The sequence below is a fragment of the Liquorilactobacillus satsumensis genome (assembly GCF_964065465.1).
Classification (GTDB): domain Bacteria; phylum Bacillota; class Bacilli; order Lactobacillales; family Lactobacillaceae; genus Liquorilactobacillus; species Liquorilactobacillus satsumensis.
Genome location: NZ_OZ061606.1, coordinates 2,040,761 through 2,064,145, shown reverse-complemented (window position 1 = coordinate 2,064,145; position 23,385 = coordinate 2,040,761). Strand labels below are relative to the sequence as shown.

Annotated in this window: 20 protein-coding genes; 4 read left to right on the top strand and 16 right to left on the bottom strand. The window is 39.1% G+C overall.

Going from position 1 to position 23,385, the window contains the following annotated elements:
* Positions 1-3 precede the first annotated feature (3 nt).
* The 7 genes from AB3Y88_RS09480 to AB3Y88_RS09450 all read right to left on the bottom strand — a co-directional run bounded on the left by AB3Y88_RS09480 (position 4) and on the right by AB3Y88_RS09450 (position 6,756).
* A complete protein-coding gene (locus tag AB3Y88_RS09480; RefSeq protein ID WP_054758157.1) occupies positions 4-240 on the bottom strand; it encodes a YkuJ family protein in 237 nt (78 codons plus the stop codon).
* A 551-nt stretch (positions 241-791) separates the two neighbouring features.
* Positions 792-1,814, bottom strand: a complete 1,023-nt coding sequence (locus tag AB3Y88_RS09475; RefSeq protein ID WP_056961160.1) for a lysylphosphatidylglycerol synthase transmembrane domain-containing protein — start codon at positions 1,812-1,814, stop codon at positions 792-794.
* Position 1,815: 1 nt separating this feature from the next.
* The gene (locus AB3Y88_RS09470; RefSeq protein WP_228888212.1) at positions 1,816-2,838 is read right to left on the bottom strand and encodes a glycosyltransferase family 4 protein; all 1,023 of its coding nucleotides are present in this window, start codon (positions 2,836-2,838) and stop codon (positions 1,816-1,818) included.
* 28 nt (positions 2,839-2,866) lie between these two features.
* Positions 2,867-4,048: a glycosyltransferase family 4 protein gene (locus tag AB3Y88_RS09465; RefSeq protein ID WP_054758036.1), complete on the bottom strand. Its 1,182-nt coding sequence runs from the start codon at positions 4,046-4,048 to the stop codon at positions 2,867-2,869.
* A 351-nt stretch (positions 4,049-4,399) separates the two neighbouring features.
* Complete coding sequence (gene ptsP / locus AB3Y88_RS09460) at positions 4,400-6,121, bottom strand: phosphoenolpyruvate--protein phosphotransferase (RefSeq protein ID WP_056961158.1); 1,722 nt, start codon at positions 6,119-6,121, stop codon at positions 4,400-4,402.
* A complete protein-coding gene (locus tag AB3Y88_RS09455; RefSeq protein WP_054758038.1) occupies positions 6,121-6,387 on the bottom strand; it encodes a phosphocarrier protein HPr in 267 nt (88 codons plus the stop codon). The genes ptsP and AB3Y88_RS09455 overlap by 1 nt, the downstream gene beginning before the upstream one ends.
* 189 nt (positions 6,388-6,576) lie before the next feature.
* The gene (locus AB3Y88_RS09450; protein ID WP_054758039.1) at positions 6,577-6,756 is read right to left on the bottom strand and encodes a hypothetical protein; all 180 of its coding nucleotides are present in this window, start codon (positions 6,754-6,756) and stop codon (positions 6,577-6,579) included.
* A gap of 171 nt (positions 6,757-6,927) precedes the next feature.
* Between AB3Y88_RS09450 and AB3Y88_RS09445 the strand changes: the two genes are divergently transcribed.
* The 3 genes from AB3Y88_RS09445 (at position 6,928) to AB3Y88_RS09435 (ending at position 10,802) form a co-directional block, all read left to right on the top strand.
* Positions 6,928-9,135, top strand: coding sequence for an ATP-dependent Clp protease ATP-binding subunit (locus AB3Y88_RS09445; protein WP_228888219.1), 2,208 nt, complete (start codon positions 6,928-6,930; stop codon positions 9,133-9,135).
* 230 nt (positions 9,136-9,365) lie between these two features.
* Positions 9,366-9,638 carry a DUF1827 family protein gene (locus AB3Y88_RS09440; RefSeq protein WP_228888221.1) on the top strand — a complete coding sequence of 91 codons (273 nt, stop codon included), beginning with the start codon at positions 9,366-9,368 and terminating at the stop codon, positions 9,636-9,638.
* Positions 9,639-9,698: 60 nt separating this feature from the next.
* A complete protein-coding gene (locus AB3Y88_RS09435) occupies positions 9,699-10,802 on the top strand; it encodes a MucBP domain-containing protein (protein WP_228888223.1) in 1,104 nt (367 codons plus the stop codon).
* A gap of 249 nt (positions 10,803-11,051) precedes the next feature.
* Here the strand turns inward: AB3Y88_RS09435 and AB3Y88_RS09430 are convergent, their stop codons facing one another.
* The 7 genes from AB3Y88_RS09430 to rlmD form a co-directional block, all read right to left on the bottom strand.
* Positions 11,052-12,629 carry a peptide chain release factor 3 gene (locus tag AB3Y88_RS09430; RefSeq protein ID WP_056961155.1) on the bottom strand — a complete coding sequence of 526 codons (1,578 nt, stop codon included), beginning with the start codon at positions 12,627-12,629 and terminating at the stop codon, positions 11,052-11,054.
* A gap of 54 nt (positions 12,630-12,683) precedes the next feature.
* Positions 12,684-13,973 (bottom strand): hemolysin family protein, encoded by a 1,290-nt coding sequence (locus tag AB3Y88_RS09425; RefSeq protein ID WP_056961154.1) that lies wholly within the window; start codon positions 13,971-13,973, stop codon positions 12,684-12,686.
* An 84-nt stretch (positions 13,974-14,057) separates the two neighbouring features.
* Positions 14,058-15,515 (bottom strand): ATP-binding cassette domain-containing protein, encoded by a 1,458-nt coding sequence (locus AB3Y88_RS09420; protein WP_228888226.1) that lies wholly within the window; start codon positions 15,513-15,515, stop codon positions 14,058-14,060.
* Positions 15,516-15,656: 141 nt separating this feature from the next.
* Positions 15,657-16,781 (bottom strand): AI-2E family transporter, encoded by a 1,125-nt coding sequence (locus tag AB3Y88_RS09415; protein WP_056961152.1) that lies wholly within the window; start codon positions 16,779-16,781, stop codon positions 15,657-15,659.
* A 211-nt stretch (positions 16,782-16,992) separates the two neighbouring features.
* Positions 16,993-17,538 (bottom strand): DUF402 domain-containing protein, encoded by a 546-nt coding sequence (locus tag AB3Y88_RS09410; protein WP_056961151.1) that lies wholly within the window; start codon positions 17,536-17,538, stop codon positions 16,993-16,995.
* A 102-nt stretch (positions 17,539-17,640) separates the two neighbouring features.
* Positions 17,641-18,813 (bottom strand): serine hydrolase, encoded by a 1,173-nt coding sequence (locus AB3Y88_RS09405; protein ID WP_228888229.1) that lies wholly within the window; start codon positions 18,811-18,813, stop codon positions 17,641-17,643.
* A gap of 34 nt (positions 18,814-18,847) precedes the next feature.
* Entirely contained in the window at positions 18,848-20,239 is a 1,392-nt protein-coding gene (rlmD, locus tag AB3Y88_RS09400) for a 23S rRNA (uracil(1939)-C(5))-methyltransferase RlmD (protein WP_228888231.1), read from the bottom strand.
* Between the two features lie 112 nt (positions 20,240-20,351).
* Between rlmD and recX the strand changes: the two genes are divergently transcribed.
* A complete protein-coding gene (gene recX / locus AB3Y88_RS09395; protein ID WP_228888233.1) occupies positions 20,352-21,149 on the top strand; it encodes a recombination regulator RecX in 798 nt (265 codons plus the stop codon).
* Between the two features lie 299 nt (positions 21,150-21,448).
* Here recX and AB3Y88_RS09390 read toward each other — a convergent pair whose 3' ends face one another.
* Both AB3Y88_RS09390 and AB3Y88_RS09385 read right to left on the bottom strand, forming a co-directional pair.
* Positions 21,449-22,369: a YihY/virulence factor BrkB family protein gene (locus AB3Y88_RS09390; RefSeq protein ID WP_228888236.1), complete on the bottom strand. Its 921-nt coding sequence runs from the start codon at positions 22,367-22,369 to the stop codon at positions 21,449-21,451.
* Between the two features lie 50 nt (positions 22,370-22,419).
* On the bottom strand, positions 22,420-22,932 hold the full coding sequence (locus tag AB3Y88_RS09385; protein ID WP_228888238.1) for a LysM peptidoglycan-binding domain-containing protein: 513 nt from the start codon (positions 22,930-22,932) through the stop codon (positions 22,420-22,422).
* Between the last annotated feature and the right edge of the window lie 453 nt (positions 22,933-23,385).

Below are 23,385 nucleotides of genomic sequence, written 5' to 3'. Positions count from 1 at the left end.
ACTTTAGTCATTTAATAATTCATAGATCTCAATTGCTGCCAGATCAACATTGTCAAACTCAAACCTTTGTTTATCAGGTAATTCTTCAAGAATAAACGTTGCACTTTCTTTATCATACGTTACTACACCACGCTCTTGTCCATTCTTTTCAAAACGCCGCTGCTGCTCTTGAGCTGGGTTGTCCTCAGCGACCATTGCTTCTAACCTTGAAATAATTCCTGCTAATTGTGATTTTTCCATAATTCAATTTTCCTTCTTTACAGTTTTATATCCTCTATTATATTGCGCATTACTCTGATAAAAAAACAATATACACGAAATTTAACTTTTTTGCCATCGTTATTTAGTAAAAACTAAAAAAAGAGAACCCAATCATGACAATCCTGTGCTAAAAATTACTTGAATCTCATGTTTGCTTATAAATAATCCAGATTTAGCTGCGCTTATTTTGGGCCTGGCAGCACCCATTGCTGGATGGAACTCGTTAATTCACAGGTTGTAAAATAAAATTAAAAAGAGAGTGTGACATCAGTCGGTAAAATTTGAGTGCTAATTCGAAATTACGAACAGAGCGAGTACTTTGCTATGAGTAATTCGAAGTTAGACGGAGAATTTTGACTTATGGAACACGTTTATCCGGAATAAAAGAGGGGTTGTGACAAAAGTTAACTTTTGTCACAACCCCCCCTTTATTACCGATAAAAATATATCACATAACTTCAGCTTAATCACAGCAAAATACATCTATGTTTGTAAAATAGACTTTTACCAACTAACGGCGCAGCTCTTTTTTATTTATCAATTTTCTTCATTTTTTGCGGGGGAATTACCAGCGCAATCATCCCTAAAAACATTCCAAAATAATAAGTAATAATCCGCCACAAAATCATTGCAAGAATTAATTTACTTGAATTCGTAATAAAGCTCGAAAAAATGGTTGAAAAGCTGTATTCAGCTCCACCTGAGCCTCCAGGAATTGGAAATAAAGAGATTACCATGACGATTAAAATATGCATAGTAGTAATCATCCAGAAATTTACGCCTGAAACTCCTAATCCTAATAAAATGAAATAAGGAATAATATAATAAAAGAAGAGTTGCACAAGCGTCAAACAACTGATTTTAAAAAGCAACCAGCCATCTCTTTTCAAGCGCAAACTTTCTTCATAGAAATTATCGATTTTTACATCAACTTTTTCTTCCAGTTTTTCATACCGATTTGATTTTGAAAGCCATCTAAGTGGTTTAAAGAAAGCTTTGACAAGCCTTTTAGTGAAACTGTACCAATACATAATCATTAATAATGCCATAATCACGCAAAGATGAACCACAAAGCCCAAAACAAATAGCAATGAAAGCACCTGCATTTTATCTGCCACAAAATGAAAACCGGTTAATAAAGCAAAAATAAAATTGACGACGATCATTGACTGATAAACAACAAATTTCATTAACAACACTGAAGTTGCGCGCCCTGCATCAGCCCCAGACTGAAGCATGGCAAACAACTGTGCTGGTTGCCCGCCAGAAGAAAACGGCGTAATCCCGTTAAAAAGTTGTTCAATGAGGGGAATTCTGAGCGCATCACGCCAGCGCAGTGTCATCGTCTCTTTATGTAACAACGCCTTGACCACTATCGCTTCCAGAAAAAAAGAAAAAAACATACTGCAAAAGGCAACGATTAGCCATCCCCAGTGAAGGTGCTGAATGTCAACTACTAATGCTGAAAATGAAACATTTCTGACGGAAAACAAAAAAATTGCAATTCCCAAAACCAACATCAGTAAGAAAACGAGCTTATTTTTTTTTGTCATATCACACCGTCTCAGTCTGCTCACGGTAAAAATCATACCAAATAGCTGCCAAATTGTCCTCAGAATAATATTTGGCTTCTTCCAGTGATTTTTCATGGAGCTGTTTTAATAATTGCGGCTGGTCTGCCAACTTTTTTAAGCACATTTCGAATTCCGCAACATTTTTGCCAGCCAAATAATGACCTGCAATAATTGCGCGGTACAATTCAAGATCTCTTAAAACAACTGGCACTCCACAACTGAAAGCTTCCAAAACACTCATTGGGAACAGCTCATTAAATGAGGGCAGTAAGAAAACATCAGCTAAATTATAAAAGGCGTTCATCTGTTCACGCTCAACGATGCCAGGAAAAAGCAAATTTGTGGGCGGGTCTGCAACCACTTTTTTCAGTTGTGTATACCCGTCAGTCATCTTCCCAAATGAGAAGCCTCCGACCCACACAAATTGAAATTGCGGTAATCTTCGTGCCAACTCAATAAAATCAGGCACCCCCTTACGTTCTTGTACCTGACCGGTTCCAATGATTGTAAAGCGTCCTTGTGCAATCCCATACTTTTGACGTAACGCTTTCTTTCTTGCAGGAGTCAACTCATGGAATTCAGTTTTGGAAACAAAATTTGGAATATACGTAATATTTTCCCGTGCAATCCCATATCTTTCTAGGTCTTTGATAAAACATGGATTAACAACCACTAAATGGTCCATCCGCTTATAGAAAGTAATTAAATACCAAAAAAAGATCTGTTTAAAAGGTTGCGGAATCTTTAAACTACCCTCCAAAGTCTCCGGCAGGAAATGAACATAGCCAATCTTTCGACCTCTTCCAGGTAGGAAAGTGCTTAAAAAGAATTTAAAATCTATTGTGTGATAATGGCTGATATCAGCAACACCTAACTTATTAATGGAGACCTGTATTTTATCTGCAAAATGCTTTTGCAGCAATTTGATTAATTCAGTATAAGCACTTCCTACACCTTGACCCTTAATCTTTGTTGCAGAAGAAAACATGTGGATCCTCAACATATAAAAACTCCTCTAAAATATCAGCTAATCAGCTGATTTCTCCAGAATGACTAGTTGCTCTTTGCTTATTATAAAGTTCCTGACAAACCTTGTAGAATCCAAGAATCCGTTCCCCAAAGTTATCCGCAGAAACGCTTTCTCGTTTTGCCGCCAACTTGTCGGGTGCAATCTTGACTCCTCTAAGTTTTAAATAATGACAGATAACGGTCACTAACTCAGCTTGATTGCTAAAAGTGCAGCCAAAATCAGTGTCTTCGAGCAGTTCATCAGTATAAGGACTATGAGTAGCGACAACACGTACTCCTGAAGCCAACGCCTCGATGTAGGTCAGTCCTTGTGACTCAGAAACAGAAGTTGAAACAAATAGATCCGCCATCTGATAGTAGGCAGCTACCTGATCATTGTCAATTTCACCAGCAAAAATAACTGCATTTTCTAATCCAAGTTCCTTTGTCTGTTGTCTTAGACTGTCCATCGCAGGTCCATCGCCCACAACCAGCAATTTTGTCTGCGGACTTTTTTGCAGGATCAAAGGCATCACGCTGATTAATTTATCAATATTCTTTTCATAAGCAAGCCGGCTCAATGTTAACAGTAATGGTGCATCCTCTGAGATACCATATTGAGCACGTAAATCATCCTTAGTATGGTATTCAAATTTAGCAACATCGACTCCTGTTGGAATAATCGAGATTGGGCTCTTAATTCCATACCGTTTAAGCGTGTTTAAGACGCGTTCACTCGGAGCTACCACACCATTCATATGATAACAAAAGGTCCGCGACATCTGTTTAACATGATAAGGCTTAAGCAGCTTTCCCTTTGCAACATAATGCAAATAATCTTCATACATCGTATGGTAAGTATGAATACAAGGAATTTTAAGATTCTTTGCAACAAACTTGCCAATCCAGCCCATCGAAAACTCGGTCTGAGTGTGAACAATATCCAATTCGAGTTCTTTGGCAACCTGATATGCTCTAAACAAACCTCTGACTGCTATTCGCCTATCAGTGAAAGAAATAAAAGGTATACTGGTAAAACGATAAATATTTCTTTCATACTGACTTGGCTCAACATTAGGATCTGTCGTCGTAAAAATATAAACATTATGACCACGACTTTCAAGCTGTTCACGCAGTGTTTTAATAGAGGTAGCCACGCCACTAACCTGTGGATAGTACGTATCTGTAAAAATACCGATATTCACGAGCATCCCCCTTAACATTAATTAGTCATTGTTAATTATATTGTTTCAAGCGTTCTATTGCAATGATTCATAGAATGTTACCTCTTAATCATTACAAATCTTAACAAAAATATTAATCTGCTGCCACACTCTCTTCTTCGAAAAAAGGCTCAAGCTCACGTTGGAACTGGAATTTTGCCAATCTGCTGATCCTTTAAAAATACGACAAATTCATCCTAATCTTTTTTTAATTTAGCTTATAACATTAGCTTAGGTTTTTAATGAATCTTCACTAAAAAAAGAGGTTACGCCCAAACTCATGTCTTGGTCGCAACCTCTTAATTATCTTAGAATTTATATTTTATTGTATGCTTATTTGGTGTATTCCTTAACAAGTGCGACCACTTCTTCAGTTGTTTCGCATTCTGTTACAGCTTTTTGAGCCAATTCACTCATTTTAGTTGTGTCAAGCTTCTTCATCAAACTCCGTGTTTTCAGAATAGACGTTGCACTCATAGAGAATTCATCAAGTCCAAGACCGGTTAAAATCGGCACTGCAACTTGATCTCCAGCCATTTCACCGCACATTCCTGTCCATTTGCCTTCAGCATGAGAAGCATCAATGATGTTCTTAATCAAGCGTAGGATTGACGGATTGTAAGGTTGATAGAGGTAAGAAACATGTTCATTACCACGATCAGCTGCCATTGAATATTGGATCAAGTCATTGGTTCCGATACTGAAGAAATCGGAATATTTAGCCAACTTATCCGCAATCATTGCTGCAGCAGGAATTTCCATCATCATCCCAACTTCGATATGATCTGCAACTGGTGTCCCAGCAGCAATTAATTTGGCTCTTTCTTCCTCATAAATTGCTTTTGCAGCCTTAAATTCTTTAACAGTCGCAATCATTGGGAACATAATCGCCAACTGACCATAGTGTGAAGCCCGTAGCAAGGCACGTAATTGCGTTCTGAAAATATCTTGTTTATCAAGACTAATTCGAATCGCACGGTAACCCAAGAATGGATTCATTTCTTCTGGCAATGGCAGATATGGTAATTCTTTGTCCCCACCGATATCCATTGTCCGAACTACAACCTGCCTGCCGCTTAGGCCTTCGACAGCTTGTTTGTAAGCTTTAAATTGGTCTTCTTCACTTGGAAGTTCACTAGAATCCATATACAGAAATTCAGAACGGAAAAGTCCAACAGCTTCTGCCCCGTTGTCATTTGCGCCCTCAACATCTTTAGGAGTTCCAATATTAGCACCTAAAATAAATTGCTTTCCATCTGCCGTAACAGACTTAGCATCTTTTAGTTGCTTCCATTCAGCTTTTTGTTTTGCAAAAGCAGTTGCTTTTTGCTGATATTCTTTAAGTTCGCTAGCTGATGGATCTACAAGTGCAATCCCGGCAGTTCCATCAACAATTACCTCTTGGCCTTCTTTAATACTTGCTGTTGCATTGCCGGAACCAACAATCGCAGGAATTTCAAGTGTGCGTGACATAATTGCAGAATGAGAAGTTCTGCCGCCAATATCAGTAATAAAGCCCTTGACAAATTTGCGATCCAACTGTGCTGTATCTGAAGGAGTTAAATCGTGCGCAATAATCACAACTTCATCATTAATCAAAGCTGGATTAGGCAAAGTAACACCCAACAAATGACTGAGAACCCGCTTTGTAACATCGCGAATATCACCAGCACGTTCCTGCATGTATGCATTGTCTGTCATGCCTTCAAACATGGCAATAAAAGTATCAGTAACATCTTTTAACGCTTTTTCAGCATTTACCTTGTCTTCTTTGATCTTTTTCTCAATGTTTCCAATGAGTTCTGGATCAGACAAAATGGTCAGATGCGCTTCGAAAACCTCAGCTTCTTCAGCTCCAAGATTTGCTGTTGCTTTTTCCTTGATGATCTTTAATTCAGCTTTTGCTTCGTCAACCGCTTTACCTAACCGTTTAATTTCAGCTTCAGGGTCATCAACCGCTGTTTCGGAAAATGATAAGTCGGGTTGTACAAGCATATATGCTTTTGCAGCAGCAATTCCATCACTGGCTGCAATCCCCTTTAACTTTTCCGTCATTATTCAGCAAGTCCTTCCTTTTTCATTGTGTCTGCAATTGCAGCAACTGCGTCAGCTTCATCTGCACCGTCAGCAGCAATTGTAACGTCAGCATTTTGGCCTACGCCTAATGACATCACACCCATAATTGATTTCAAGTTAACTGATTTGCCATTATAAGACAAAGTTACATCTGCGTTAAATTTGCTAGCAGCTTGCACCAAAAGTGTTGCTGGACGAGCATGAATACCTGTTTCTGCGATGATGTGAAATTCTTTCTTTTCCATAGTTGAATCGAGCTCCTTTGCATTCTATAAGTATTTTTAAGGACTGTAACGCATTTGACTAATGAAAATATTTTAAGAACACGTTTTCATTAATAAATAGCGCGACTCTCCCCACCAGAGTAAATGGTAGCATGAATCAAATTCCAAGACAACCCCCTTTCTACTTATATCTAATTAAGTTGTGCCCGCTTAATTTTCATAGTGATAGGTGATTACACCATTTCGTTGAGCAATGCCGACAATTCTTTTACGCTGTTGAAAATTCATCAAAACTGGTTGAAATTTCATAAAATCGGCTGCAGTAACTTCTAATTTATCGAGCTTGCCAGCAACCAAATCTTCTAAAGAACGCTGATATTCTTCTTCCATGCCATTCACCCTCTTTTCCTTGCGCTTAATGATATCCGAATATTAAAAAAAACACAAATATCCGAGCATTAGGCTTGCACTTGTCGCACAAACTGAGTATACTTTCCCGTGAAAGGTCAAAGAAAGTCAAACTATCTTTGATTACTAAAAAAGGAAGGTCGTGAAACGACGATGATATGTCAAAATTGCCATCAAAATCCTGCTACTATTCATCTTTCCACTAGTATTAATGGCAGACAAACATCAATCGATCTTTGTCAAAGCTGTTATCGCGCAATGAAAGAAAGAGCCCAAGGAAATAACTTGCAAGATTCAACCCAAGATCCCTTCGGATTCGGAAGCTTGAACGACATTTTCCGTTCGATGGGTAACGAGGCACCAAATAATCCACAGTACCAAAACAGAGCGGAAAATCAACAGCAATTTGCTGGCAATGGTGGCCGCGGCAATCGTGGTGGCGGAATATTGGCACAATATGGCCTGGACCTCACTGCTGAAGCAAAGAACAATAAAATTGATCCAGTGATCGGCCGTGATAAAGAGATCGCACGTGTCACTGAGATCCTTAATAGACGAACAAAGAATAATCCAGTGCTAATTGGTGAAGCTGGTGTGGGTAAGACAGCTGTTGTTGAAGGACTAGCACAAAAAATTGTAAATGGTGATGTTCCGCAAAAGTTACTCAATAAACGAGTAATCCGCTTAGATGTGGTTTCATTAGTTCAGGGAACCGGTATTCGTGGACAATTCGAGCAGCGAATGCAGCAATTAATGACTGAATTAAAGCAAAATCAGGACATCATTCTCTTTATTGATGAAATTCACGAAATTGTTGGTGCAGGCAATGCGGAAGGCGGGATGGATGCTGGAAACGTTTTGAAGCCCGCCCTAGCACGTGGAGAACTTCAATTAGTCGGGGCTACTACGATGAACGAATACCGTGCAATCGAAAAAGATGCAGCACTTGCACGTAGACTCCAACCTGTTCAGGTCAACGAACCAACTACTGCTGAAACAATCGCGATCTTGAAGGGGATTCAGAAAAAATACGAGGCTTACCATCATGTTCGTTACACTCCTCAAGCAATTAAGGCAGCTGTTGAATTATCCAATCGCTACATTCAAGACCGCTTCTTGCCAGATAAAGCAATTGATTTATTGGATGAATCTGGTTCACGTAAGAATTTGACGATTCAAGCTGTTGATCCTCAAGTTATCGAAGAAAAAATCAAAAAAGCTGAGGAACAAAAAAAGGATGCTTTACAAAAGGAAGACTACGAAAAAGCTGCCTACTATCGCGATCAGGAAAATAAATTCTCTCAATTAAAGAATTCAAAAATTGAAACGGAAGATACTCCTGAAATTACCGAAAAAGACATGGAAAAAATTATCGAAGAAAAAACTAATATCCCTGTTGGTGAATTACAACAAAAAGAACAGCAACAGCTTAAAGATTTAGCTTCTTCACTTGAAAAACATGTGATTGGTCAAAATGAGGCCGTTGACAAGGTGGCACGCGCAATTCGGCGTAATCGCATCGGCTTTAATAAATCAGGGCGTCCAATCGGTTCATTTCTATTCGTTGGTCCGACTGGTGTAGGAAAGACCGAGACCGCACGCCAACTTGCAAAAGAACTTTTTGGCACAGAAGATTCAATGATCCGCTTTGATATGAGTGAATATATGGAAAAACACTCGGTTTCAAAATTAATTGGTTCACCTCCTGGTTATGTTGGCTATGAAGAGGCAGGACAATTAACTGAACAAGTTCGTCGCCATCCTTACAGTCTTGTACTTTTAGACGAAATCGAAAAAGCACATCCAGATGTAATGCACATGTTCCTGCAAATTCTTGATGATGGCCGGTTAACCGATTCCCAAGGAAGGACAGTCAGTTTTAAAGATACTATCATTATCATGACCTCGAATGCTGGTAGCGGTGATTCCGTTGCAAACGTTGGCTTTGGCGCAGCAGCGTCAGGTCAGACACATTCCGTACTTGACACACTTTCAAAATACTTCAAACCTGAATTCTTGAACCGTTTTGATGACATTGTTGAGTTTAATCCATTAAGCAAGAAAGATCTGCTTTCAATTGTTTCATTAATGCTTCATGATGTACGCGCAATGCTTGCACACCAAAATCTGACATTGAGTATTACGGATGCAGCCAAAGAAAAGCTGGTAGACTTAGGTTATGATCCTAAGATGGGAGCACGTCCTTTACGCAGAGTTATCCAGGAACAAATTGAAGATAACATTGCAGATTACTATCTCGAACATCCTGAGATTAAAAATTTCGAAGCACAATTAGATGATGGACAAATTAAAATTACAACAGCTGCAGTAATCAATTCTGCTAATAACAACCTTAAGTAACAGCTTTAAGCTGAAGGTTACTAAGCTGAATAAAAAAGGGCTGTGACAATACTGGAGTAAATTTCAGCGTTGCCGCAGCTCTTTTTTCAAAATCAAGTCTGCTTGAATCTAACTGGCAATATTTTCTCGATGTTTTTTTGTAAATTATTAACAAACTAACTTTTTTCTACGTTTCAAGGAAGATTTTATATTATAATGAAGGTAGCAGAAAAGAAGAGGGGGATTTAATTATGCATTTAATTGACGTCAGTAATAGTTATTCAAGAAGGATTCAACGCGAACTAACCCATTCTGATACCCACTTTATCAAAATTTATACTCTTGGCAATACTCGGGTGGTTTTTAAGAAAAAAGCCAATCATGAAGAAATCGTGCTTTCCAATAAAACACGACGCGTCACAGACGAAGAAATTGATTTCGTCCTCCAAAAATTGACTAATGAAACACGCTCCTCCAGCGAAATTACGCGGACCCAAAATACTGTTGATATCCAGCTTGGTTAGATATTAACTTGTACTGTTGACCAAAAATATTCTAGTTCTAATTCCTAAGGTGGTGTTAGCTTGTCATTTTCGAGTTTTCTAAAAAAAATAATTTTGCGCAGTATCGTTCCTAAACACTCAAAAAGCAATGCTAGACCGCCGCGAACTGTTCCTGCGTATATTACAAAAAAAAAAGCGGCAGCTTCCACCGCTGTCGCTGATAAAGAAACTGTCACAAACAAGGATGCCCAACTGCAACCTCAGCCCAAAAGTGTCAAAGAACGCCAAACTGCATTATTGCTGATTATGTATCGTGATTTGACCGGAAAAGAACTGGCAGCACCAGAAATAGTCAGCGGAAAGCTCGGCGAACAAGTCAATTTCAGATTGAAGGCCTTTGAAAATTATGATCTCGTTGACATTAAAGGCTTTACAAGTTACTTTGCCGCTCCCTACGCACTATTAACACTAACATATCTGAGAAAAGAAGCTGGGTCTATTTGGATTATCAGTCGCGATTTTGATCAACAAACGCTGCTGGGTGAACCGCAGCTACTTCGCGGAAAGATTGGAGATACATTTCAAGTCTATTCGCCTTCATTTCACGGGTATCATCTTATGAGTGTTGCGGGTCAAATCAAGGGTGAGTTTTCCTTGGCCGCGCAGCAGTTGCTTCTTTATTATCGGAAAGACTCATGGCTGAGCGTGATTCCTCAGAAAGTCTTTCTCAAAATCTTAAAGACGCCAGTCTGTTTTGACGCACCAAATGGCAACAAACTTACACTCCAACTCCCAATTAACTCTGTTTGGCGAACCTTTACTAAAGTCAAAACACATCTTGACCAGACTTGGTACTGCCTTGGAGGCGCACTTTGGCTTAGATTTAATGACTTAGAAGTCAAATTCGTTACTGCAGAGTCATCTTTTCTAGGCGATACAAAAACAGTTTCAAAAAAAAGCTATCCCACAGAGCCGCTGAAGCAGCCAGCAAGCATCTCATTTGTACCACAAAAAGCGGTCAGTCTGTTTGACAATCCTAATGGTAGAATTTGTACTTCTGTTGAACACGGAAAACAAGTACTAGCAATTGCCAAAAGCACTGTGGATGGTGTGATATGGTACCAACTCGCAAATTACGGTTGGGTTCAGCAACCTTACCTTGCCTTTAACAAAACTAAGCTTTAAGCGTCTGAGTTAACCGTGTTCCATGGTTGAAGCACTTAATTTCGACTTGTACCCGAAAATAAAGGAGAGTGTGACATAAATCGGGAAAATTTGAGTGCTAACTCGAAATTACGAACCTAGCGAGTCCTTTGCTATGAGTACTTCGAAGTTAGACGGAAAATTTTGACTTATGGAACACATTTATCCGGAATAAAAGAGGGGCTGTGACAAAATTTAACTTTTGTCACAGCCCCCTTTATTTGGGTTAACTTACAATTTAGCTGTTAATTTAACCTGTGGATATTTATCTTTAAACCAACGTTCAGAAAATGCATTTTCAAAAAGGAACAGTGGATTTCCTTGACGATCTTTAACTAATAAATTACGCGATGACGACATCTTTTCATCTAACTGTTCTGGTTCAATCCACCGGGCAATTTTCTTACCCATCGGAGTCATTATAACCTCAGAATGATATTCATTTAACATTCTGAATTGGAAAACCTCAAATTGCAATTGTCCCACAGCTCCTAGAATATACTCCCCGGTACTATAGCTTTGATACAGTTGCACTGCTCCTTCTTGGACAAGTTGTGCAATTCCTTTATGAAATGATTTTTGTTTCATGACATTCTTTGCGGTTACCTTTACAAAAATTTCAGGCGTAAACTGTGGTAATTTTGCAAATTGTATTTTATTTTTACCTGAAAAAATAGTATCACCAATTTGAAAGTTACCCGTATCATACAAACCGATAATATCGCCAGCAACTGCTGTTTCAAGTGTTTCACGTGTTTCCGCCATAAATTGAGTAGAGTTCGACAAGCGTAATTTTTTCAGGTTGCGCGTTAATGTCACATCCATTCCACGCTTAAACTCACCCGAACAAATTCTGACAAAAGCAATCCGATCCCGATGATTAGGATTCATGTTAGCCTGTATTTTAAAAATAAAGCCCGAAAAGTCAGTTGCGACAGGTTCAATTTTTTGCCCGTCAGCTAATGTATGCGCTGCAGGTGCAGGTGCAAATTGCAAGAAAGCATCGAGAAAAGTTTTGACCCCAAAGTTTGTTAATGCTGATCCAAAAAAAACAGGTGTTAGTTTGCCTTGTGCGATCTTAGCTGCATCAAACTGATTGCCGGCATCATGCAGTAAGCGAACTTCGTCTAAAACTTGCTGATAAATACTCTCTTCAGCTAAAGGTTCGGCATCCGAAATCTCACCTTGATCATTAAGTGCAATCAAGCTCTCAGCTTGATCCTCTCGCCGGTAAAGCTCAACGCGGTGATTAAAAAGATCATAGATTCCCTTGAGCCCCTTACCCATTCCAATTGGCCAATTCATAGGATACGCAGCGATCCCTAAAACTTCTTCCAGCTCAGTAACAAGATCAAGTGGTTCACGCCCATCACGATCCAACTTATTAATAAATGTAAAAATTGGAATTCCACGCATTTTACATACTTGGAATAACTTTTTAGTCTGTGGTTCAATTCCCTTAGCAGAATCAATCACCATCACAGCAGCATCGACAGCCATCAACGTCCTGTATGTATCCTCAGAAAAATCCTCATGCCCGGGAGTATCAAGAATATTTACTCGTTTACCAGCATAATCAAACTGCATTACAGAGCTAGTAACAGAAATCCCGCGCTTTTTTTCAATCTCCATCCAGTCAGACTTCGCAAAACTTCCTGATTTCTTTGCTTTGACAGTTCCCGCTTTACGCACGACACCGCCAAATAATAAGAGTTGCTCCGTAATTGTTGTTTTTCCGGCATCTGGATGAGAAATAATCGCAAAGGTCCGTCTTTTGTTGACGGCCTCAGCCAAACTTTCACTTTTCATAATTAACCTCTTTCATCTATTCTAATAAAAAACATTTTTTGCTCTAACTCAAGCTTACCCTTTATTTGCTTGGCTTTTTTCACGCCGGACATGTGCAATAGTCAAAGCAGGTGGCAGTGTAATCCTAAGCGCCATGATTCTAGAATCATCAACCTGCTCTGTAACCAAAACAACATGCTCTGGAGTCTCAAACTCCACCTTGCTGCCGTCTTCAGGAATAAAGCCCAGCTTAGCAATCATATAGCCCGCAATTGTGTCTACCTCATTCATTTCCAAAGCAGTCCCAAACTCATCATTAAAATCATCGAGTGCTAGTTTTCCTTGCACAATAAACTCATTATCAGAAATCTTTTGATAACCGCGATCAGGGTGATCCGATTCATCCTCAATCTCGCCAACAATTTCTTCTAGTAGATCTTCAAGCGTTACTAACCCGACAACTCCGCCATATTCATCAAAGAGAATTGCAATTTGATTCTTGGTTTTTTGCATTTCAAACATTACTTCATCAATTGGCATTGTCTCTGGAATAAAGAGTGCTGGTTGCATAACTCTCCTGATTGTTACATGATCAAAACCATCCTTACGGGCGGTGCGTAAGATATTTTTAATATGCACAATTCCAACAATATTATCTTTGTTTTCATTAAAGACAGGCACACGTGAATAAGGCATTTGTAAGATGGCGTCTATATTGCGATCGTTGTCATTTTGAATATCTACCATAAAGGCATCAGTTCGTGCAACCATCACTTCGCGAGCCATTTTTTCATGCATCGAGATAACCCCTTCGATCATTTCAAAGGCTTCAGGATTCAGCCGACCTTCATTACGTTGTTCCGTTATCAATGCCACAATGGGATTTGCAGGTACTTTACCATCCTCAATGGCACTATTGGCTGTCCTGCTGCGATTTATAACATTAAGCAAAAATTCCATTGGGATAAATAGTACACCACAAAAACTAGCGAAGCGACAAACTCCTCTTAAAAGAGTTCCCGTATTGCTTTTACGAATAGCTTTCTGTAAAGACTCGGCCAAAATTGCACTAATCGTCAAAATAATTACAAAAATTACCACGAGTAAGACTAAATTTTGAACGGAAAAAAGAGTTCCATTAGCCAGAAAAAGTTCAGCAGCACACACAATACTGAACAAGCAGCCAAAAAACTGTGCAAAATTAACCGCTCGTTCATGCTTTTGAAGTGTTTCAAACACAGCACTTTTAGCTTCATGATATGAATGATATGCCAGTAACGCACTTCTAATCACACTAGCACTTCCTAAGGCAACTAGACATAATCCTATAAGTAATATTTCAGCAAGTCCGGGGTCTGAGTTCATCTTTTTATTCTCTCCAATTGTTAAAAACTTGAGATTAGTTCTTGACTATACAATACCAAAATAAACTGAGTAATTCCACTCAACTTACTGTGGGACATGGATAACATCGCCGGCCTTTAAATCACTATCAGAGCTCAATTTATTGATTGCTTTAAGCTTATCGACCGTTGTTGCATATTTTTCTGCTAAAGCTTCCAAAGTATCACCGGATTGAACATTAATTGTTTGAGTATTTTTCAGCAAAGCTTGTTGACTTTCACTGGCTGCCTTTGCACTTGAAGCACTAGCAGACTGCGCTTTAGCACTTGATTCACTAGCTGCTTTCGCAGAAGATGCCTGTGCTTTTGAAGATGCTTGAGCTGCACTTGTTTTAGCTGCCGCGCTTGCATTTTTTTGACTTTGTGCCAACGAATTCTTTTTACTTGAACTGCTTGTTTGTGCTTGTTTTTTACCAAATGTACTTTGCACGCTCTCCCATGTTCGTGCAACCGCAGCTTTATGACTGAGTGCCGCCCACAAGAATATTAAAACTAATACAAGCACTCCGCTAACAATGAACGTTTTTAATTTTCTGCGCTGCTTTTTTTTGGTTTTATGCGCAGTTGGCGCAGCCTTTTTTGTCTCTTCAGTAACTGCCAGATTAACCGGATCAGCCCCCCGATCCTTGTAAAAGGCCTTACGCATCCGTGGTTCATCTTTGCGTGTAAAACCATGCTTAAATTGTTCTACCTTGAACTCCTCATAAACAGTCCCAACATCAAAAGTTTGCCGTTCGTGTTCTTTTTGTGCAAGATATTCATTCTTTTCTGGAAGTGCTAGTGCTTGGTACCAGCTGGAAAAATATTCAAACTGAACCATTACATCTCGTGTAGCTCCAAAATCTTGGGCTTGTCCGAATTGTAACCACAATGTCCGTTCGCAAAAACGTTCGATATTGATCACATTGGTATCCGCAATGACAAACGAAACCCCTCGGTCCTTCAGGTTATCAATTCTTTGCGCGACTTTTTTAAAAAACGACAAATTAATGGCTCCCAAAAGACTGTCAATCAATACCAGTTGCGGCTCTACATAAAGTGCAAGTGAAAGTGCTAAACGCGCTGTTACTCCTAGTGAGTATGTCTTCACTGGTCGATATAACCATTCGCCTAACTCACTAAAATTAATAATCGCATTAATCAAGTGGTTAGCTTTAAACTCATCAAGTTTGGCCGCAAACACTGCCTGTTTAATATTCTCAAGTCCGGTCAGATTAACATCAGAAATAGAATGAATACTGGCTAAGTTTACTTTAGCTTCCATCGTGATAAAACCTGTCGTTTGTTTTTCATGCCCGGCAAGAATATTAATTAACGCAGACTTACCAGATCCATTAGTTCCTAGCAGTCCAATTCCTTCACCTTGGTTGATCGCTAAAGAAATACCTCGCAATTCCCAAAAATTTTTAGTCTCTGCAACCGGAAGCTTAGCCTTGACCAAGTCTTTCTTCTCCGGTAACAATGGTGCACATTTCGTAATATATTTTATTTCCATTTTTTTCATGAATTTCACCTATTATGCTTTGCAATTTACTACCAACAATATTACAAGATAGATTATTTTCAGTCAATTAGCTGACTTACTTCAATTAGCGCGGATAGCTCTACTTAACGAACTCCGCGCATCCGCTTTTTTATCAGCAATTCACTGCCCGTTTTTCTCATTATTTAACAGGTATATATCGTGGAAATACTTCACAATCACCTTTAAGACTGCATAGGTTGGAATACCAAGAATCATTCCCATTAAACCAGCCAGGTTACCTGCAACTAACAGTAGCATAATAATAGTCAGCGGATGAATATCGAGTGATTTACCAATTACATTTGGATACACTAAGTTTCCGTCAACTTGCTGCACAACCGTGCAAACAATAATTACCAAAATAACCATTTTAGTTGAAACGGAAAAAGCCAAAATCAGTGCGGGCAAGACTCCAATATAAGGTCCAAGATAAGGGATGATGTTTGTCGTTCCTGCTAAAACACCCAGCAAAAGCGCATAAGGCATCCCAATTGCCCAATATCCCAAGGAAATGAAAGTCGCAATGAAAGTACATTCAATTACTTGCCCTGCAATATATTTTGAGATTGTATCTCCCATTTTAGTCAAAAGTTCTTCTACTTGTTCAGCCCTTTTGCTAGGCATCATCTTTTGAATGTTGGGAATCAAGCGATGCCCATCTTTCAGCATGTAAAATAACATAAAAGGGACTGTGATGATTGTCACTGTAATGCTGGTAATCATCCCGATTACTGTTCCTAAACTTTTCGTTAACGAACCCAAGAAAACCTCAACTGAACCCATCACATTTTTCTCAAGCTTACTAATATAGCTTTGAACATCTAATTGGCGCATCCATTGATGATCACTGAGATCATTGTAGAAATGGTTAGTCACTTTTTGAACAGCACTGATATAATCAGGCGTTTTAACCACCAATTGTCCAACTTGTGAAATCAACAGCGGAATCATAAAGGTCAGCGCTAAAGTAATAATTCCTAACAACATTAAAAAAACCAAAGACACTGCTAAGGTCCGGTTAATTCTAAAACGACCGAGATGTATTTTCATGAGAAAAGAAACTACCGGTCTGAAAAGATAGTACAGAAAACCAGAAATAATAACCGGGACAAAAAGTGTTGAAATGAATGTCCCTACCGGATTAAAGATAAAGCTGATCTGAGTACAGACCCAAACCAGCGTTGCAACTAGCAAAGCCTCTACCGTAATATACATCAACTTTGAATTTTTTAATTTATCAAACATTCTCAGGTCAGTCCTCACTTATTTCTGATTAAATAATACCACACCTGTAATTGATGTTAAAAAGTAACCAAAATGGTCAGCTACTCGTGAAATGAATAAACACGTCCTCTAGGCGTAAAGCCGGTTTTAAGACAACTGCTCGCTTCCAGCATAAGATAGTATTAGGGGGCCGTACCGAAACAGCCCCCTAATACTTCTACAAACACATCATTTACAAACGTCGTGACAATTCTAAATACCGATTGTACCAAATATCGACATATTCCTTCGAGAAAGGCCCCTTCTTGTGTTCAATCCAATCGACAAGTGTAAGCACATTATGTTTCAGGATTTTGTCCGTTTCCTGGGAGTAATTCCATTTTGCAGCATGCTCCTCATACTCATCGACATCCAACAAGCGTTTTTCACCATTTGGAAAAACCTTAACATCCAGATCATAATCGATATACTTTAGCGCTTCTCTGTCCAAGACCGCTGGTGACGCAAGGTTACAATAATACGAAACTCCATTATCACGGATCATTGTGACAATGTTGAACCAGTAATGCTTATGAAAATAAATCAAAGCCGGTTCTCTGGTAACCCAACGACGCCCATCTGCTTCTGTAACCAAAGTATGGTCATTGCAGCCTATCAGGGCATTTTCGCTTGTCTTTAGTACCATCGTATCTCGCCACGTTCGATGTAAACTGCCATCGTGTTTATAACTTTTGATGGTGATGAAGTCACCTTCCCTTGGTTCTTTTGACTGCCGCATGGAAAAACCTGCCTTCTATAAACACAGGTGTAATTTTACACCGATATCATAACTATTATAGCAAACTTGTGCCAGAAATCCCAAAAATTATTTGGTTTAAGCTTATTTTTTGAAGGTCTGCAAGAGTGCATGGTAAAGATCCGCGTCAAGCACCAAATTAAAGGGTTTATGCAAATTTGCGACATTCGTCTGTAAAATCACAGCATCTTTTCCATTAGCGGACAAGTCGCCAACCGTCTCATAACCATATTCATAGCCATGTACATGATACCCTGATGTGATCCCTAGTTTTTTAAATTCTGGCAGTTGCGCCAAATGATACAACCCCGCACTATAATTATTTCGTGGGGGGAAGGTGGTATATAAAAGCCGCGTCTCAGTTTGCGTTAAAAACTTTCCGTCTAAGAATGAACTAAGCATCTTGTAAAGGTCCGGTGTGCTCATATACAAGTTTCCAGTCCCTAATTCATTAGAATATTGAAAAGCCTGCTCTTTTATCCTCCGCAACTGCTTACCTTTAACTTGTGTATATGCAAGCGCTTTTTGACTTTGAGCCTGTTCTTCATTAAAAAAATAAGTGTTCTTGAGCTTTAATGGTTTACGTATCATTGTGTTAAAGGAGTCTTCATAGCTGTGTTGTGTAATCTTTTGCAAGATTCCGGCCAAAAGCACATAATTAGCGGGCTGGTAGCTTTGATGTCCAATCTGTTTAACGTTAATCTGAATTTTATGACTGACATAATTGACTAACGCGGTCGCTGTTAAGACATTCCGCGGCATGGTCGCTAAATTAGTTCCAGACGTCATGTTTAGCATTTGTCTGAGTGTCACTAAGTTGCCATTTTTGATATTTGGATAATACTTTGCCAAATGATCATTTAAGGAAAGCTTGCCTTTATTAGCTAACAGCATAATCATCATTGCAGTAGCTGATTTTTGCAACGAAGCAATTTGATACGTTGTTTTACTGCCGTTTGGTACCTGATTATCTACATCTGCATATCCATAACCTTGCTGATAAACCACCTTGCCATCCTTAATCAACAACGCTTCACCTGTAAAACCGGATTTTTGCAGACGATGCTCCGTATACTCGCTGATGGCCTTAACTTTTTTCAAGTATTTACGTTCTTTAACACTCAGCTTTTTATGACTTTTTTGTTCAATTTTTTGTCGTGTATGCTGTGTTTCTTGAGATAAGGTGAGGCTTCCAACTAGCAGGCAACCTACCAACAAAAAGAAACACAAGCCTCCCAAAAATTTTTTCTTATTCATAAATAACCTCTTAAACAACAGTCTTCAACACCACCTACCGCAGAGTTAACTTCACAATTGCTTCACTTCTTGCTGTCTGCGGAAACATATCAATTGGCTGGATATACTCGACCTGATAAACCTTAACCAATTCTTTCAAATCACGAGCCAATGTTGCCGGATTGCAAGAAACATAGACAAATTTGCGTGGGCGAACCGTAATAATCGTTTTAAGCAATTCTGAGTCCAATCCAGTTCTAGGAGGATCAACTACCAGCGCATCCGCTACAAAACCCTCTTTTATCCATTGCGGGATAACTTCTTCAGCTTTTCCACATTCATACCGAGTGTTTGTGCGTTTGTTTAACTGTGCATTTGCACGTGCATCCGTAATTGCGGCAGGTGTAATATCCATCCCTCTGACTTCACTTGCATTTTGACCCACAAAAAGACCGATTGTCCCCACTCCACAGTAAGCATCAATCAAGGTTTCTCCTTTTTCTAAGGCAAGTGCCTCTTCTACTTTACGATACATTACTTCAGTCTGAGAAGGATTTAACTGGAAGAAGGCACGTGCAGAAAGCTTGAACTTAACTGTACCCAGTTGATCGACAATAAAGTCTTGTCCTGCAAGCAAATTAGTTTCTGCTCCCCAAATAAGCGCGTCCTGGTTCATATTAATATTCTGCATGACCGAGCTTAACTGTGGAACAGCCTGCTGCAACTCAGCTAACAGCGGTTTTTTATGTGGAAATTTAGGTGAATTTGTAACAAAAACAAGCTGTGCCTGACCCGTTGCAACTGACTCTCTAACCACCAATGTCTTGACAATTCCGGAGTTTTGCTGCTCATTGTAAATGGGAACTTCATACTTTTGTAAGAGACTGCAAACTATCCGCATGATTTTCATTGTCAGTGGACGCTGGGTACTGAAAGTTGGCAGTGCAACTAGCTCATGTGTGCCTCTTTTATATAATCCCGCTACAACTTCTCCACGTTCATTTTGACGCACTTGAAACTGAGCCTTATTTCGATATTCATAAGGGACTTTCATCCCGAGGGTCTGCTTCAAAATAAAATGCCGGTATCCGCGCGGCTTAAACTTTTCAAGTGACTGCATAATAATATCACGTTTAAACTCTAGTTGTTTTTCATAAGCGAGCTGTTCAAGTTCAATCCCGCCGACATCGTAGTCATCCCTTTTTGCAACCCGGTGCGGACTTTTTTCGCGGATCTTATGCACCTTAGCCGTTGCATAATGCGGATTATCACGGACCACTTCAGCAACGATCACTTCTGCCGGTAAAGCATTTGGCACAAACACAACCTTGTGTTTAAAGTAACCAATTCCTTCACCGTTAATTCCTAACCTTTTGATTGTTAAAGGAAAACGCTGCCCACTAGTCAGTGCAACTCCTTTTACGCTCCTGTTTTTCTCGTATTGCATGCAGTAAACTCCTTAGTTTTTGTGATAGTTAATTATAACACTGCAATTCTCTTTTTTTGCCGGCAGTTAGTCATGTATAATAAAAAATGAAAATACTGCTGGAGGTTCGCTTATGCCACAAAAAATAACTATGATTAAAACCCAAAGAAAAAAAGGACGCTATAATATTTATCTTGATGGACATTATAGCTTTTCTGTCAGTGAAAGCGTGCTGATTAAACACCAACTTTACAAGGGACAGGAAATCACTGCACAACTAAAGCAAATTTTAAGTACTGAAGACAGTTTTTCACAGTTTTACGAAAAAGCCCTAAATTACCTTAGCTATCAATTACGGAGCGAAAAAGAGATCTATACTTATTTACGTAAATATGAAGCTGACCCGGAAGTGATTGCTAAAGTGCAGCAAAAACTGCGCTTAGAAGGCTTAGTGGATGATCAGAAATTTGCTGAAAGTTACATTAGAACAATGTTGAAAACCTCTGATAAAGGATTCAAAGTGATTCAACAGCAATTAAGACAAAAAGGGATTCCAGCAGAAACAATTACAGCAGCTGCCAGTGAGTACGATGAAGCAACAGCAACTGCTAATCTCCAAAAGCTCTGTCTCAAACTTGCAAAACAATATCACAATCAATCCAGCAAGCTTCGTTTGCAAAAAATAAAGCAGCGGCTGCTCTCCAAAGGATTTTCATTTGATGAGATTACCACTGCACTTGCAACGCTTGATTTAACAAACGATCTCCAATCTGAGAAAGAAGCGCTCACCTTGCAATTCGAAAAAGCTGCCAAAAAGTATCATTTGTTAACTTCTCAAGAAAAAAAGTTTAAAATCAAACAAACACTCTATCGCAAGGGATTCGCTCTGACGGACATCGAACAACTTTTAGACAAAGAAATTCAGTCATAGTTAAAAGTCCGGTCGGCATTTTAAGGCAAATAAAAAGGTTCGGTTAGAAAAACTGAATTTAATCAGTCTTCAAACCCAACCTAATTTTTAAACTAGTTTACCTGGCAATATGCTGGTACGTTCAAGGGGCTGTGACAAAAGTTAAATTTTGGCACAGTCCCTCTTTTATTCCGGATAAACGTGTTCCATAAGTCAAAATTCTCCGTCTAACTTCGAATTACTCATCGCAAATTACTCGCTATGTTCGTAATTTCGAGTTAGCACTCAAATTTTCCCGACTTATGTCACCCGCTCCCTTTTTAATCTTTATTTTCATGATCCGGACGATATTTTTCAATGTAATGCCGAATTTTACCTGATTTTGGTTCAATTTTATGATACTTTTTTTCTTCTAAAGTTGCATTAAGCACAGCTCCTAGCATAATCGCCCAACCTGCATAGTTCAACCAAAACAACAACACGATAAAAGTTCCAATTGTCCCATAGCTTAAAACAGAACGTGCAAAATAACGCACATAGATCGAAAAACCTTGTGCAAGTAAAACCCAACCTGCCGTTGCCAAAAAAGCTCCTGGAAAAATCAAGTGCAAGTGAATGTGGGCATTTGGTAAAAAATAGTACATTAAACTAATAATAAAGAACAAAGCCACAACCGTTACCGGCCACTTGAATGTTCCAAAAAGACTGATTAAATCCGTTGGAAGATGCAGCAGCGGCGTTAAGTAATCTAAAACCAGCTGTCCAAAACTAAACAATGTAATGATGATCACCATTAAAACTACAAATACGAGCGTTAAAAAAAATGAAGCCAGCCGCACGACAATCGCACTTTGTGAATTTTTGACCCCATAAGCATTATTCATAGCCAGCTTGAGTGCATTAACTCCCCTGCTAGCCGCCCATAAAGCCACAAGTGCGCTGATTGAAATTACGCCCCCATTTCCCTTTTGTAAAAACGAAGTTACTAAAGGGCGCAAGGTATTATAGATTGTCCCAGGAACTGCAGTCTGCAGGTAATTCAAGATTGTTGCTGCATTCAAATTCAAAAGCGGCATCAAGTTTCCCAGTAAAATAATCGTTGGAAAAATTGCCAATAAAGAATAATATGCAATTACAATTGCAGTGTTGTTAAGATTGACGCCTGCACTTCGTTGCAGCATTGCTGAACCTACATCTTTGATCGTAGCAAAGTTAACGCTCCCCTTTTTAATCTCTGCCACCTCCTAATCTGTTCAGCATAAATTATACCATGACACCTTAAATTCTACAGCTAATTACTACTGGATTGCTCACCTGTGGCAGCTGTTGTACTAGTCGTTGGAACCTTCAGAGTGGTCCCGCTAGAAATCGTCCCATCTTCGAGACTATTAAGCTGCATTAATTCTGAAGTAGTTGTTTGATATTTCGTTGCAATTGCCGATAAGGTGTCTCCTGCGTGCACTACATAGTATTGGTACTGGCTCTTTTGCGTGGATGCTTGTTTAGCACTACTACTTGAAGCAGTTGTAACTGTCTTTGCCTTACTTGCTTGCTTATTTTGCGCAGAACTGCTGGTGCTAGCTGAAGTTGCTATTTGTTGCGTTCCATATTTTTTCCGTGCGAGACTTTGTTGTTTTTTATATTCAGACTTTTGATGCTGTGCCGTGTCCCCAAAAGAATTTTGCAGATGCGCACGGACCACATTGCTGCGTAACCCTAGAAAAGCCACTGCAACTACAACAACTGCTAATACCACTCCCCATAACCATTTTAGATTCTTCTTTTGACTTCTTTTACGTGTCATTTTTGTCTCCCCTTATTTTAATTCATAAAATTAAAACTCTTCCCTAGTAATTATCAGATATAACTTAAATAATTTCAATAAAAACTATTAAGTCTTCCCCCAAAAATATTCAAGCGCATGACTCATTTGCACAAAAGGCAAGCACTGGCACTTTCTTCCAAAACAAAACTAAGACAGCATGGATCGCTTCCAACGAATTTGTGTCTTTATTTAAACCTGCAACGCAGATCGCTTCGTGTAATTCAAAGTTAGCCGCAAATCTTTAACTTAATGAAATACATTTAAGCGAAATAAATAACGTGACGAGAGTGTGACATAAGTCGGGAAAATTTGAGTACTAACTCGAAATTACGAACATAGCGGGTACTTTGCGATGAGTAATTCGAAGTTAGGCGGAGAATTTTGACTTATGGAACACGTTTATCCGGAATAAAAGAGGGGCTGTGACAAAAT